10 protein-coding genes and 1 pseudogene are annotated in these 14,142 nt (G+C 56.6%); 4 read left to right on the plus strand and 7 right to left on the minus strand.

Going from position 1 to position 14,142, the window contains the following annotated elements; all coding sequences use genetic code 11:
• Positions 1-90 precede the first annotated feature (90 nt).
• The 3 genes from JFT80_RS20695 (at position 91) to JFT80_RS20705 (ending at position 2,554) form a co-directional block, all read left to right on the plus strand.
• Positions 91-681, plus strand: coding sequence for a hypothetical protein (locus JFT80_RS20695; RefSeq protein WP_201149135.1), 591 nt, complete (start codon positions 91-93; stop codon positions 679-681).
• 251 nt (positions 682-932) lie between these two features.
• Complete coding sequence (locus JFT80_RS20700) at positions 933-1,406, plus strand: hypothetical protein (RefSeq protein WP_201149136.1); 474 nt, start codon at positions 933-935, stop codon at positions 1,404-1,406.
• A 158-nt stretch (positions 1,407-1,564) separates the two neighbouring features.
• Complete coding sequence (locus tag JFT80_RS20705; RefSeq protein WP_201149137.1) at positions 1,565-2,554, plus strand: hypothetical protein; 990 nt, start codon at positions 1,565-1,567, stop codon at positions 2,552-2,554.
• Between the two features lie 967 nt (positions 2,555-3,521).
• Here the strand turns inward: JFT80_RS20705 and JFT80_RS20710 are convergent.
• Positions 3,522-4,316, minus strand: a complete 795-nt coding sequence (locus JFT80_RS20710; protein WP_201149138.1) for a hypothetical protein — start codon at positions 4,314-4,316, stop codon at positions 3,522-3,524.
• The gene (locus tag JFT80_RS20715) at positions 4,297-5,202 is read right to left on the minus strand and encodes a hypothetical protein (protein ID WP_201149139.1); all 906 of its coding nucleotides are present in this window, start codon (positions 5,200-5,202) and stop codon (positions 4,297-4,299) included. Before JFT80_RS20715 ends, JFT80_RS20710 begins: the two co-directional genes overlap by 20 nt.
• Before the next feature lie 295 nt (positions 5,203-5,497).
• Here JFT80_RS20715 and JFT80_RS20720 point away from each other — a divergent pair, with 295 nt between their 5' ends.
• Positions 5,498-6,217, plus strand: a complete 720-nt coding sequence (locus JFT80_RS20720) for a FadR/GntR family transcriptional regulator (RefSeq protein ID WP_201149140.1) — start codon at positions 5,498-5,500, stop codon at positions 6,215-6,217.
• A gap of 285 nt (positions 6,218-6,502) precedes the next feature.
• Here the strand turns inward: JFT80_RS20720 and JFT80_RS20725 are convergent, their stop codons facing one another.
• From JFT80_RS20725 to JFT80_RS20745, 5 genes and pseudogenes are all read right to left on the minus strand, one after another.
• Positions 6,503-8,887 carry an RND family transporter gene (locus tag JFT80_RS20725; protein WP_201149141.1) on the minus strand — a complete coding sequence of 795 codons (2,385 nt, stop codon included), beginning with the start codon at positions 8,885-8,887 and terminating at the stop codon, positions 6,503-6,505.
• Positions 8,884-9,927 carry a YCF48-related protein gene (locus tag JFT80_RS20730; protein ID WP_201149142.1) on the minus strand — a complete coding sequence of 348 codons (1,044 nt, stop codon included), beginning with the start codon at positions 9,925-9,927 and terminating at the stop codon, positions 8,884-8,886. Before JFT80_RS20730 ends, JFT80_RS20725 begins: the two co-directional genes overlap by 4 nt.
• Positions 9,928-10,310: 383 nt before the next feature.
• Positions 10,311-12,973, minus strand: a pseudogene (gene pepN, locus JFT80_RS24980) (aminopeptidase N).
• A gap of 10 nt (positions 12,974-12,983) precedes the next feature.
• Complete coding sequence (locus JFT80_RS20740; protein WP_201149143.1) at positions 12,984-13,814, minus strand: DUF2797 domain-containing protein; 831 nt, start codon at positions 13,812-13,814, stop codon at positions 12,984-12,986.
• On the minus strand, positions 13,811-14,071 hold the full coding sequence (locus tag JFT80_RS20745; RefSeq protein WP_008079610.1) for a YeaC family protein: 261 nt from the start codon (positions 14,069-14,071) through the stop codon (positions 13,811-13,813). Before JFT80_RS20745 ends, JFT80_RS20740 begins: the two co-directional genes overlap by 4 nt.
• Positions 14,072-14,142: the final 71 nt, after the last annotated feature.

Below are 14,142 nucleotides of genomic sequence, written 5' to 3' on the forward strand. Positions count from 1 at the left end.
GGCGGTCCGTGACGAGCGTTTTGTGCAGGCGCTGCTGCCAAGACATAGGTACCTTGTGACGCTTTTGCGCCTCAATCAAAGAAGGTGACCATGAAAGTAGCGCAGCACGTAGCAAGCGTCGGTACGCTTGGCAAATATACTCCTCTGGATAGCCCTGAAAAAACCGTACAGGAGAAATTGCGGGCGACGACCAACAGCTCTCGCCCCTTTACGGCGTTATACAATAGTAAACAACAGACGACTCCAAAGCCGCTAACGCTACTTAAAAAACTCATGAACTTCTTCAAAAGCGAGGATGCTCACTCCAAGACAAGCAGCCCAAACCATGCGGCGCAAAGCTTACTTAAACAGCTGGACGCTGACATCTTGAATCCGCAAACAAAAAGAGCCTTGAACGATGCAAAGACCGCCATCGAGCAAGTCAATAAATTTGTAGCATTACCCAGCCCGGAGACCGCTCGAGTGCTGGGTTTTAAATCGCCTAGCATTGCCAAAGACAATTTTTCTACAGCCATGGATTGCGTTATCGAACATTTGAGAGAACTACTTGAAATACCCAATGACCACCTTGCAATACAGCTAACTATGAGCCACGCGATGAAAGCTCGGGACAGCCTTCAAAAAGTTGACCTTGACGCGATACCTGAGATCACCGACATATCCCCACCATCGGTCATCTAGACACCAGATAAAAAAGGCAATCCCCTTATCATCGGGGGAATTCGCTAGAGTATTTGCGCGGATGATCTTCGTGTCGTGCGCCCCGATGTCGCGAAGCCGGTAGGTGCGACCACCCCAGCGCCGCCTTCAACTATCCGGACAGGTCCGGTTCAGGCGGCCCACTCTCAAGCCATCTGAATGAGCGTTTTATGCAAGCGGAAAGACAGAGAGAAGCACAGCGTTAGCGGGTATTTCGAGATAAGTGAACTCACTTGGAAAACTTACCAAACGTAGCGCATGAAAAGACTTGTGGTAGCGCAAACAATCTCGCCTCGAGTCAACAATTTGCGCCACACAAACACCTCTCTGCCTGTGCTTTGTCAACCGGCAACGGTTCAAACACCCTGACCCCCATAAAGAAAAACCCTCTACCTCATCGAGCCCTGCCTTTAGGTCAACCAACCGTAAATCCAATACACGAAACCTGCAAGGTGATGATCGCAAAAGCCGCTAAGCTGGCGAATCGGCCAAACGCTGGGATCGCCAAGGGCATGGGCTTTGAATCAGTACTCGACGCAAAAATAAAATTGATCCAGGACCTTCTACTGAGCGAGCAACAGCTAAAGGACATGATTGAGACCCTCAATATGAATAACACACCATCAACCACCAACAGCTACCTTGAATTAAAGCATTTGTCACACTCCGCTCAGCTAGCCCGTATAAACCTGAACACCGTGGCATAAAACTCAGACAAGAGCGCGCAGCGCCAGACACCTTGGCAATATCTTTATGCACGAGCCTATTGTGCCAGGAACGACCTTGGCGATGAGTCTTTATACATATATCGCTGCGAGAAAAGCGTTAAAATTTATATTTCTTTTCATACATGGAGCTAATCACAATGACACAGGGAATACAAACAGCCCGCAGCTTCGCCAGCGCGCCCAACCGATACATCGCTGAAAACCCGTCCCCCTCGATCTGGCCAGCCAAAAAAAATGTGCTTGCTTCGCTGCTATCAGCAAAAAACAATACTTATCCTTTACACCCTATAGCGGAGCCGCCTGCTTCCGCAAAACCTGCATCGCTGTTTAACAGATTCATTCACTTTTTCCAGAGCAAGAAGTCGACGACCCCACACAGGTTTTATTTTTACGGTGCTCCTGTTGATATTGACGTTAATGCCATCAGACGATCAATTCCAGGCATGAAATTACACATCAAGTTGAGCAAAGAAATAATCAGCCTTTGCCAGAGAACTCGGAATATAGAACAATATTACCTATCTAAACTCGAGACGAGCACTCAGGAAAAGGAGCGTGTTATTGTGGCTCAGGACCTGGAGAAAATCCTTCATCAACTAAAAAATACTCAAGCAGAATTTGAACGCCTGAACATTGCTTTTGGCAAGCACCACCTATACCGCATCGAACTGAACTTTCTAATTGACACTTGCATATCGGCCCGAAAAAACATCAACATGGCGCTTACTACCTATATCGACAAACAAAGAGCCATCTCAACTGAAAAGATAAAACAAATCTGCTCAGAGAGCGTATCCCTTGTAGAGAAGACTGAAAAACTGTCAAAAACACCCAACCAAACATTCCGCAAAGAACCAAATAACGAAACTCAGGCGAAAGCACTTGCCGAAAACATCCATCAATCCCGGACCACTATAGAAAATGCGTGCGACACGATTAGGAGCAATATGACCTGGTATTACGAACACGAGTTCATCACACTAAATAACGCACTCACAAACATCAAAGAAGCTGCTCGCAAACTGAATGTTGAAGAATATGAGAAAAAACTGGCTGCTGTTGCTTCGTCGAAAATTCCACGTGCAAAACTGAAAAACCCTTTTAATCCCACACAATCTAACTGTTGAGTCCAGGCCTGAAAAATAGCGTTTTATACAAGGCCGCGGTGCATAGGCAAATGTATCGTTTCTATTTGGACGCCCTTACAGGGAGCATAACCATGGCAATTGTGAAGCCTGTAGCCAGTATTGGTATACAAAGCACATTCTTTTTCCGGATCCAGAAGCCCTGCACGCTAAAGACAGCTGGCACGTTTCATTGAGGGCGACCCGCAATGCTCCCGGTGGCCTCTGTTCCATCAACAGTATGGGCAAAGCGCCTGTCGGCAAAAAAACCTTTGGCAAAAAATCAAGTATTTCCTCAGGCAAACATTTTGCGCTTCAAACCGATTTGCCTATGTAGACCGATCGACCCCACGCGCTGCTGCCTTTGACCTGCGGGCGATCAAAAAATCTATTCCGGGAGATCTAGTCTATTTTGAAGCCGGGAATAAAATACGGAAGCTCGAACGGGAGCGTCATCTTCTATATTCGCTCTACGATCACTATGTTGAAGCACCCACCAAACGCGGTGATACTTTGGCCCAAATAGATGAGATCAAGCAAACGAACCAAAGCCTTCTCGATGACTGCATCACACTCAAGGCAGCTTTGGGTGATGACCACTCCCGGGGTCTTGGTCTCGACGTCTTTATCGCGGGCTTTCGGTCACTCACAACTGGTTAGGCATCCCGCCACTGCAATTGGAACTCGACCAGCACCGCAGAAGCCTCAACCTCACGGACAAGAAGACGCCCCACCTCACCGGCGTCAACCGCCCCCAGGGATTAACTTTGGGAGCACGCGCCACCAGTTTGGCGTCTTTTTTATTGCCAGTACTTTATGGTGGCTGTGCGCGGGGCGCTTTCGAGCGCGCCGGGTGCCTAACATCCCGGTCTTCCACACCTGCGTACAGCCGCCACCTATTGTGTGGAAGCGTCGACACCCAAGCCTCACTGGATATTCTGCATGACGTGGTTCGCCAACTCATCGCTTATTACTTACCAAGCGGGGTCGGGTCCCCAAAACTCAAGAAATGCCGCATGAACGAAAGTACGCGTAACACCCGCGGAGAACGCGTGGGCTTTTTAACGGGATGGTTGAGCACCTCCGCCTCCGGGTTCTCGCTGCCTCGGGAGACGGACACGGGCTTTTTCTCGAACTGGTTGAGCGCCTCCACCTCCGAGGTCCCTGCGCGTCGGTAGACTTGCTCCCCGCTCTCGGTGCGCCGATAGCCGGGCGCGGGCTTATTATCGAGCTGGTTTAGGTCGTCCACCTCTGAGGTCCCTGCGCGCCGGTAGACCTGCTCCCCGCTCTCGGTGCGCCGATAGCCGGGTGCGGGCTTATTATCGAGCTGGTTGAACTCATCTACCTCTGAGGTCCCTGCGCGTCGGTAGACCTGCTCCCCGCTATCGGTGCGCCGATAGCCGGGCGCGGGCTTGTTATCGAGCTGGTTGAACTCATCTACCTCTGAGGTCCCTGCGCCCCGCTGCTGTGCACGTGGCTCCCATGCCGAAGCTGGAACGGCAGCGTATCTACGTTCTTCAAGCGGCAGAGAAATGGGTGGCTGAACATCGAGGCCGGCGTCGGAGGCCGGCGGCGAACTCGCCATGAGCTTGTCGCATATCAAATACGCGGCGCCGCTTGCAGCAGTGACGGCTGCTACCATAAAGGTGACGCCGGGCGAATTGCGAATTTTCACCAAAGCGCCTGCCGCGAAAGCCGATATCGTCGATACCGCCGATGGAACGTCGTGGAGAAACCCCTCACGTTCACAAACATAGATCGACATTTCGTCTGCCATAACCCCCGACGGTCCGAACGCATTCGTCTGTTGTGTATTCATAATCGTCGTGCGCGGACCTTCCTTTGTCAGTGCCCCGCCACAGGCGGGCCACGGGAGTGAACACTCGGACACGGGCGCAACCGAACCCTGCTGCCCAGCTTCCTGGGTCTGCAGGTTGATCTGCAGCGCCGCCATGGATTTGCCGGCGTGATTCTTGGCTGTCCCGGCGCAATGCATCGATTGCATCATCAAGGTTCCAGTAAACAAACCAGGGCTTCCATCGTTTGTTGCCTGCACGAGGGCTGCGACGGGGCTGCTTGCTGATGTTGCGCTGCGCGACGTAGTCTTTGACCGGAAACCGCTCAATAACTGTTTGAGGCGTCTGGTGACCTCGCTGGATTTTTTCGACGAGTCCTTGCACGACTTTTACAAAGTCGAGTGCAGGGAAAACAACGAGCATCTTTTCTACCAGGCCGTCGATAGGGTCGTGCAAATCTTCGGCATTCACCCCTTGCGCCATCAGTCTTTGATTGACGTAGAAATGCAAAATGGCCTTTTCAAGCGCGGCACGATGGGTATTCGCCTTGGCGCCCTGAGTCCATTCGGTCACGAACTCGCCGAGGGCAGTTTCCGGGCTGAAGTAGTTCTGAACGCGCTGCCATAAATTCGCCGCCTCTGCCTGTGAGGCAGCGCTGGTTTCAAAGAACGGCGGTACAGGCTGGCTGGAGGCAATGCGGGCAACCCGAGAAAAGGCGCTCGCTTCTTTGCCAGACCCGTTCCCTGTAGTCAAAAGCCCCAGGCTCAGGGCGGTGCACGGTTGAGGCGCGGAGCTCATGGGCAATTCAATAGCGCCCGCGGTATGTCTCAACGATGTAGCGTTAACAGCGATCATGATACCTCTCCTGAGTTGGGGTGCTTCGATCAAGACCGGCCCTGCGCGGAAGCAACCTCCCCGGGCGACAGGGGCAGCCATTAAGCGCCAGCGCCCAGGCAACTTTTTTCAAAAAACGCTCGAAACCCATGTAACCGACGTGCTGATGTGTAACTTCAGAACTCCAGGCACGGCGGCCCAACCCCCACCCTGCAGGCGCAAGCTCGCACACATTGGTCCTTCATCTGACTCAGTACCGTCTCCACGCCTGCTATGATGCGCGGCATCTCCATCGCTCAGGATCGCGTCGTTCCCCATGGATTACCGCAAACCCTCCGACCGCAAAAGCATGCATTCGCGCATCGTCCAGGAACTGGGCATGCAGATCGTTTCCGGACGCTTCAAGCCCGACGACAAGCTGCCCGCCGAAGCCCTGCTCTGCGAGGAGTACGCGGTCAGCCGGCCGGTGTTGCGTGAAGCGACGCGGGTGCTGGTGGCCAAGGGGCTGGTGTATTCCAAGCCGCGCGTCGGCACGGTGGTCAAGGCGCGCCGCGAATGGCACATGCTCGACCCGGACGTGCTGCACTGGCTGATGCAAAGCAGCCCGCAGAACGAATTCTTCAACGTGCTGACCAGTGTGCGCAGCATCATCGAACCGGCTGCTGCCGCCCTTGCTGCGCAGCACGCCACCGACGCGGACATTGCCTCCATCGGTGAGGCATACCAACGCATGGAAGCGGCGCCGACGCCTGAAGCGTTGTTGCAACCCGACCTGGATTTCCACAGCCGCATCGCCGACGCCACCCACAACGACTTGCTGGCGAACCTGTGCAATATGCTGTCGGTGGCGATTGGGGAAGCGTTGAAGCATTCCAACCAGCGACCAAACCTGCATGAGCTGGCATTGCCACGGCACAAGGCGATTCTGACGGCGATCGAAAATCGGGATGCGCTGGGCGCGCGGCATGCGACGTTGGTGCAGCTGGATGATGCGCGTAGTGCTTTGAATGTGGTGCTTGGTACGGAATTGTCGTAGAGCAAAGTCAAAAAATCGCAGCCTGCGGCAGCTCCTACATGGGATTGCGTTCACCTGTAGGAGCTGCCGTAGTGCTTTGAATGTGGTGCTCGGTACGGAATTGTCGTAGAGCAAAGTCAAAAGATCGCAGTCTTCGGCAGCTCCTACATAGACCAGGTGCACCCGCAATTCGGCGTTGCATGCAATCCTTGTAGGAGCTGCCGAAGGCTGCGATCTTTTGATCTTGGCGCCCACAAAAAAAGCCGCAACCCTGAGGTTGCGGCTTTGTCGTTTCAGCCTTTCAGATCAGTGAGCAAACAGCGAATTGCCCTTCTGCCCCGCCAGTTTCTCCGGTTTGATCAGGAACTTGGCCAGTGCCGGCAGCAGCCACAGCGCACCGAACATGTTCCACAGCAGCATGAAGGTCAGCATCAGGCCCATGTCGGCCTGGAACTTGATTGCCGAGAAGATCCAGGTGCACACGCCGATCGCCAGGCAGAGGCCGGTGAACAGCACCGCTTTACCGGTGGATTTCAGCGTCTGGTAATAGGCTTCCTGCAACGGCAAACCGGCGCGCAGGAAACTTTCCAGGCGGCTGTAAATGTAGATGCCGTAGTCGACGCCAATCCCCACACCCAGTGCCACCACCGGCAAAGTCGCGACCTTCACGCCAATGCCCATGAACGCCATCAGTGCGTTACCCAGCACCGAAGTCAGCACCAGCGGCAAGACGATGCACAGGGTCGCTGCCCATGAACGGAAGGTGATCATGCACATCACCGCCACGCAGATGTAGACGAGGATCAGGATGGTCAACTCAGCCTGTTTGATGACTTCGTTGGTAGCCGCTTCGATCCCGGCGTTACCGGCGGCGAGGATGAATTCCAGACCATCCTTGTTATTGTCCTTGGCGAACTCCTGCACCGCATGCACCGCACGATCAAGGGTTTCGGCCTTGTGATCGTTGAGGAACACCAGCACCGGCGCCAGCGAGCAACTGTTGTTGTACAAGCCGTCCGCCCTGGCAATCGAGTTGTTCAGTACATCGGGGTTACGCGACAGGGTTTCCCATTTCAGGTTGCCCTCGTTCATGCCCTTGATCATCTGCTTGGACACGGTCACCAGCGAGATCGCCGACTGCACGCCCTCGGTGTTCTGCATCTTCCACATCAGCTCATCAATGGGCGCCATGGCTTCGTAGCGTGAGCAGCCTTCGTCCTTGGTCTTGACCATGACCACCAACACATCGGAACTGGTCGAGTAGTTGTTGATGATGAAGTTGTTGTCCTTGTTGTAGCGCGAATCAGGACGCAGTTCCGGCGCGCCCTGGTCGAGGTCACCGATTTTCAGGTTCTGGCTGTACCAAAGGCCGCCACCGAAGGCGATCAGCGCCAGTGCGATGGAGATCGGGGCAACTTTCGGGCTGGCGAAGTTCGACAGCAGGCGCCAGAACGGATGTTCGCGATTCGCGTCTTTTTTACTCTTGGCAATCGCACGCTTGCTGATGCCGACGTACGAAATGGCTACCGGCAACAGAATCAGGTTGGTGAACACGATCACCGCCACGCCGATGGATGCGCCGATGGCCAGTTCGCGGATCACGCCGATGTCGATGATCAGCAGCGTGATGAAACCCACCGCGTCGGCGAGAATCGCGATCATCCCCGGCAGGAACAGTTGCCGGAACGTGCGTCGTGCCGCGGTCAACGCGTTGTCGGCCTCGCTGGATTGCAGGGCGATCCCGTTGATCTTCTGCACGCCATGGGAAATACCGATGGCGAAGATCAGGAACGGCACCAGCATCGAATACGGATCAAGTCCGAAGCCGAAAAAGTGCATCAAGCCCAGTTGCCAGACCACTGCCACCAGCGTGGTACTCAACACCGCGATGGTGCTGCGCAGGCAGTTGGTGAACCACAGCAGCAGGATCAGGGTGATGACGAAGGCGATGCCGAAGAACATCACCACCATCACCAGGCCATCAATCAGGTCACCGACCTTCTTGGCGAAACCGACGATGTGAATCTTGACGTTGGGGTTCTGCGCTTCGAACTTGTTGCGGATCTTGTCTTCCAGTTCATGGGAAAACTGGCGATAGTCCAGCGCCAGCAACTTGCCCTGATCCTGCGGGTCCGGGTAGGACTCCAGCAGCGGAATGTCGACGATGCTCGACTTGAAGTCGTTGGCCACCAGGCGCCCGACCTGACCGGACTTGAGCACGTTGTTGCGCAGCATGTCGAGGCTGTCCGGCGAGCCGTCGTAGCTTTGCGGGATCACTTCACCGCCGGCAAAACCCTCTTCGGTCACTTCGGTCCAGCGAACGCTCGGGCTCCACAGCGACTTCAGGCCGGAGCGGTCAACGCCAGAGATGTAGAACACTTCGTCGTTGATCTGGCGCAAGGTCTCCATGTACTCCTTGGAGAAGATGTCGCCATCTTTGGCCTCTACCGAAATACGCACGGTGTTGCCCAGGTTCGCCAGATCGTTGCGGTGCTCCATCATCTTTTCGATGAAGGGATGCTTGAGCGGAATCATTTTTTCGAAACTGGTGGACGGCCGGATCAGCGTGGCTTGCCAGAACAGGAAAACGCTCACCACCAGGCAGATCAGGATCACGGCCGGGCGGTTGTTGAAAATCAGGCGCTCAAGAAATGTCGCCTTGTCCTGATGATGAGAGCTCAAGGAAGTCATAGCTGCGCCTTCTTATTATTGACATCGGCACCATTGGGCAGCGTGGTATGGACGCCGCCCTGCCCGGTCAGAATCAGGTTGCCGTCACCCGCGGCGGTGACCGACGACAGGGAAATACGATCCGCACGGTTGAACACACTGAAGGTTTCGCCGTTGTCGCTGCTGCTGATCACCGACCCGCCGTTGCCGACGATCACGATGGAACCGTCCTTGAGCAAGGTCGCGCCGGACAGACCGAATTCCAGCGAACCGCGTGCAGCCTTGACGTTGATCTGGGTCCAGGTGCTGCCGAAATCGCTGGAGCGATAAAGGTTGCCGCGCAAACCGTAGGCCAGCAGCGTCTGTGGCTGGGCGGTACCGATCACGCCAAACAGCGAACCTTCATAGGGGCCCTGGATTTTCTCCCAGGTCTGGCCCCAGTCGGCGGAGCGGAACATGCTGCCCTGTTCGCCGACGATGAACAGTCCGGCGTCTTTGACGGCCGCAATGGCATTGAGATGGAACTGGTCCTGGTTGTCGAGGCGGTCGCTGACGTCCTCCCAGTGTTTGCCGCCATCGGTGGTCTCCAGCAGTGCGCCGTAAGCCCCCACGGCGAGGCCGCTGTTGATGTCCTTGAACCAGACGTCGAGCAGCGGCGATTCACGTTTGAGGTCTTCGAACTGTTTGTTCCAGGTCAGGCCGCCGTCCTCGCTGGCGAGGATCTGCGCGTCGTGGCCAACCGCCCAGCCGTGCTTGTCGTCGACAAAATACACCGCCGTCAGCAGTTGCCGGCTCGGCACCTTGGCCTGTGTCCAGGTCTGGCCCTGGTCATCGGAATAGAGAATGTGCCCACGATCCCCGACCGCTACCAATCGCGCTCCGGCGTGGACGACATCGAGCATCAGGCTTTTCGCGGCTTTGGCTGACTCGGTGGCATACACCACGTCGGCCGGTGCCTCGGCGGCAATCACAGGTGCCGACAATGTGGCAAAGCCCAGCAGCGAGAGTGCTGTGGCCAGCAACGCGGTGTTGCGTAACGCCGGCGGGCGGCAACGACTCATAGACCTTCCCCTATTTATTATTGTTAGGCCATTTGGCCTTCAAGGGCGCCGCAAGGGTGCTCCGCTAGCGGCTGGTCAGAAGCATAGTCCTGAAACCCGCAATCCAGAGCCCCTTCGGAAGCTGGCTCATCCTATCGGGCTTTAGAAACGTCTGACAATCGGCGCCACGTTATCTTTTGTTAACTGGCGGGATAAGGGGTGCCGGTGATGGCAGGGTATTGAAAGAGGTGATAACCCCCTGTAGGAGCTGCCGAAGGCTGCTCCTACAGGGGTACAGTTCAGCGGGGAAACAGGGACAGAGTGTGGACGGATATCACGGGTAGAGTGCAGTGGGATATCAGGGCCAGATTGCCGCAGGATAGGGTTATCCTGCGGCATCGGGATCAAGCCAGGCTCTTGCTCACCACCTCATACACATCACTCGACAACTGCCCCGAACCGCGAATCCGCTCCAGCTCGCCTTTCATCAACGCCTGTCGCGCACCGTCATATTTGCGCCAGCGTGTCAGCGGCGCCAGTTGGCGCGAAGCGATCTGCGGGTTGAAGCCGTTCAGTTCGATCACCAGATCCGCGAGGAAGCGATAACCGGAGCCATCCGCCGCGTGGAAGTTGATCAGGTTCTGCCCGGCAAACGCACCGACCAGCGCACGCACCTTGTTCGGGTTCTTGATGTTGAACGCCGGGTGCTGCATCAACGCTTTCACGCGCTCCAGCCCGCCCGGCAAAGTGCTGCCGGCCTGTACGCTGAACCACTGATCCATGACCAACGGGTTGTCCTTGAAGTGCTCGGCAAAGCTCGCCAGGGCCAGGGCCTTCTGTTCTTCGAATGGCGAGTTGACCAGCACCGCCAGCGCCGTCAGGCGCTCGGTCATGTTGTCGGCTGGCCTCGAACTGCTCCAGGGTCGCGGCCAGGACTTCCGGCTTTTTCACTGAGCATCAGGTACGACAGCGCGATGTTTTGCAGGGCACGACGCGCGAAGTGTTCGGCTTCGGCAACGTAGGGCGTTTTCTTCGACAGGTCACGGTTGGCCTGGTAACGCAGCCACAACGGTTCAAACAGGTTGTTCGCCAGTTGCTTGCGCGCGAACTCACGCGCGATATGAATGGCGTCGACATCCGCCACTTCGCTGATTTCAGTAAGGTACGCCTCACCCGGCAGCGAAAGCATTTCGGCGACCATCGCCTGGTCGAGCGACTCGTCGGACAGCACGGTTTTCAGCGCCGAAATCAGACGCTGATCAAGCACCAGCGCTCTCGCCCTTCTGCTGCTGCGCCGATCAGCTCCTGCAGCACCTGCACCGACAATTGCTGGCCGGCATCCCAACGGTTGAAGCCGTCAGCTGTCATGCTGCATGAGGAACATCAGTTGATCGCGATTGTACGGGAAGCTCAGTTTCACCGGCGCCGAGAAGCCGCGCAGCAACGATGGCAGCGGTTGTTCGGCGATGTCGACGAAGGTGAAGGTCTGCTCGGCTTCCGTCACAGAGATCACGCGGGTGGTGCCTTGCGCCGAGGTTTCACCGGCCAGACGCAGGGCAATTTCGTTGCCCTTGCTGTCGAGCAGGCCGAGTTCGACCGGGATCACGAACGGCAGTTTTTCAACCTTGTCCGGGGTTTCCGGGCAGCTCTGGCGGAAGGTCAGGCTGTAGGTTTTCGCCGCAGCGTCGTAAGACTCGCTCACCGCCAGACGTGGCGTGCCGGCCTGGCTGTACCAGCGCTTGAACTGGGTGAGGTCGACGCCGTTGGCATCTTCCATGGCCTTGATGAAATCGTCGCACGTCACGGCTTGACCGTCATGGCGTTCGAAATACAGATCGCTGCCCTTACGGAAGCCTTCAGCGCCGAGCAAGGTGTGGATCATGCCGACCACTTCCGAGCCCTTTTCGTACACGGTCAGGGTGTAGAAGTTGGAAATCTCGATGAAGCTGTCCGGGCGCACGGCATGGGCCATCGGGCCGGCATCTTCGGCGAACTGGTGGGTTCGCAGATAAGCCACGTCCTGAATGCGCTTGACCGTGGCCGAGTTCATGTCGGCGGAGAAGCCGGAGTCACGGAACACCGTGAAGCCTTCCTTCAGCGACAGCTGGAACCAGTCGCGGCAGGTCACGCGGTTGCCCGACCAGTTGTGGAAGTATTCGTGGGCGACGATCGCTTCGACGCGCTGATGCGCGGCGTCGGTGGCGGTTTCGGCGCGGGCCAGCACGGCGCTGGAGTTGAAGATATTGAGACCCTTGTTCTCCATCGCACCCATGTTGAAGTCATTCACGGCGACGATCATGAAGATGTCCAGATCGTACTCGCGACCATAGACCTCTTCGTCCCAGCGCATCGACTTCTTCAGGCTGTTCATCGCGTGCTGGCACTTGTCGATGTTTTCCGGCTCGACGTAGATGCGCAGCGCAACGTTGCGATGGGTCATGGTGGTGAAGGTGTCTTCAACGCACCACAAGTCACCGGCCACCAGCGCGAACAGGTACGCCGGTTTCATGAACGGGTCTTCCCAGGTTGCCCAGTGGCGGCCGTCTTCGCCCGGGCCCGATGCGATCGGGTTGCCGTTGGAGAGCAGCACCGGATAGCTGTGCTGCTCAGCGACCACGGTAGTAGTGAACTTGCTCATCACGTCCGGGCGGTCGAGGTAATAGGTGATCTTGCGGAAGCCTTCGGCCTCGCACTGGGTGCAGAACATCGTGCCGGATTTGTACAGGCCTTCCAGCGCGGTGTTGGTTTCCGGGTGGATCTTGACGCTGGTGTCGACCGTGAACGCAGGGCTGGTCGGTTGCAGGGTCAGGTGGTTTTCGGTCAGTTGGTAATCGCCCTCGGCCAACTCTTTGTCGGCGAGGGTCACCGAGAGCAGTTCCAGCTGCTGACCATCGAGTACCAGCGGCGGCAGGCCCGGGCCACGCGCCGGGTTGCGGCGCATCACCAGTTGCGCGTGCACCAGGCTGTGATCCTCGAACAACTCGAAGGTCAGGTGTGTTTCGTCGATCAGGTACTCGGGCGCCTGATAGTCCTTCAGGTAAATCATCTTCGGTTGTTCGGTGCGCATGCTGGAGTCCTTATTGATGCACGGCGAGCTGATAAGCCGTGTACTTACGAATGTTGATCACGCCGGTGTCGAAGATCAGGTACTGGCCTTTGATCCCCATCAACGTGCCTTCGGCAATCGGGTTCTTGTCCAGGTTGAAGCTGACGATTTTGGCCGGGTATTGCTCGACCGGATAGCGGATTTCGAGAGGTTCTACATCGGCAATCGTCTGAATCGCTTGTAGGCCGAATCGCTCTTGCAAGCCTTGCAGCCCCTCGGCGCAGCTGTCGAACAACTGGTCACGGATTTGCGCCAGGTCCACGGACACTGCCTCGCCCTTGAGTAAAGCACGCCAGTTGGTCTTGTCCGCGACCTGACTGCGGAACAGGTCCTCGACAAAGCCCGACTGCTGGCGGGTCGACGCCCGCATGATCGGCAACGCCTGGCGCGCGCCCTGATCGATCCAGCGGGTCGGCAACTGGGTGGCGCGGGTAATCCCCACTTTCACCCCTGACGAGTTGGACAGGTAGACGATGTGATCGGTCATGCAGAACGTCTGGCCCCACTCCGGATCACGGCAGGTGCCGGCGTCGAAGTGGCAACGTTCGGGGCTCATGATGCACAGGTCACACTGGGCCAGTTTGGTCATGCACGGGTAGCAGTAGCCCTGGCTGAAACTGGTCTTGGTCTTGCGCCCGCAATGGGTGCAGTGGATCGCCCCCAGGTATTCCAGACGCACCGTGGTGCCGATCAATGGATTGACCGGCACCTCGACGTCATCCAGACGAAACGCGTATTGCACGTTCGGCCCGTCCAGGCGCGCCGACATTTTGCTGATTGCACCGCGGCCAATCTCGATCAATGGATAGCGTCCGACTTGAACAGGATGTTCGGCACTTCGATCGACTTCGACGCACACTCTTGCGGGCCCATGTAACCGGTGCGCTGATCTTCAGGCAGGTTCTGGATTTCCCAGGCGATCATCGCCTGCAACGACAGCTCGCGCTGCTCGGCGGTGAGCTTGCCACCGTCGGACCACTTACCGATCTCCACGGCCAGTTTCAGGCTCTCGTAGATGTCCGGGGTGATGTTTTTGATCATTTCGGCAAAAGACGACATTGGGTCTCCGCGCTCTTTATTTACAGCAAAAAATTCAGGCAGCCAGTTTACGGCGGTTGTACAAACCGCCC

It is taken from the genome of Pseudomonas sp. TH10 (assembly GCF_016651255.1).
In the GTDB taxonomy this organism is placed as follows: domain Bacteria; phylum Pseudomonadota; class Gammaproteobacteria; order Pseudomonadales; family Pseudomonadaceae; genus Aquipseudomonas.

Bases quoted from the DNA above. Each gene is read 5' to 3' on its own strand.
- JFT80_RS20695 (WP_201149135.1), top strand. From the start codon at position 91: ATGAAAGTAGCGCAGCACGTAGCAAGCGTCGGTACGCTTGGCAAATAT.
- JFT80_RS20710 (WP_201149138.1), bottom strand. From the start codon at position 4,316: ATGTCGATCTATGTTTGTGAACGTGAGGGGTTTCTCCACGACGTTCCA.
- JFT80_RS20705 (WP_201149137.1), top strand. From the start codon at position 1,565: ATGACACAGGGAATACAAACAGCCCGCAGCTTCGCCAGCGCGCCCAAC.
- JFT80_RS20715 (WP_201149139.1), bottom strand. From the start codon at position 5,202: ATGATCGCTGTTAACGCTACATCGTTGAGACATACCGCGGGCGCTATT.
- JFT80_RS20730 (WP_201149142.1), bottom strand. From the start codon at position 9,927: ATGAGTCGTTGCCGCCCGCCGGCGTTACGCAACACCGCGTTGCTGGCC.
- JFT80_RS20725 (WP_201149141.1), bottom strand. From the start codon at position 8,887: ATGACTTCCTTGAGCTCTCATCATCAGGACAAGGCGACATTTCTTGAG.
- JFT80_RS20720 (WP_201149140.1), top strand. From the start codon at position 5,498: ATGGATTACCGCAAACCCTCCGACCGCAAAAGCATGCATTCGCGCATC.
- JFT80_RS20745 (WP_008079610.1), bottom strand. From the start codon at position 14,071: ATGTCGTCTTTTGCCGAAATGATCAAAAACATCACCCCGGACATCTAC.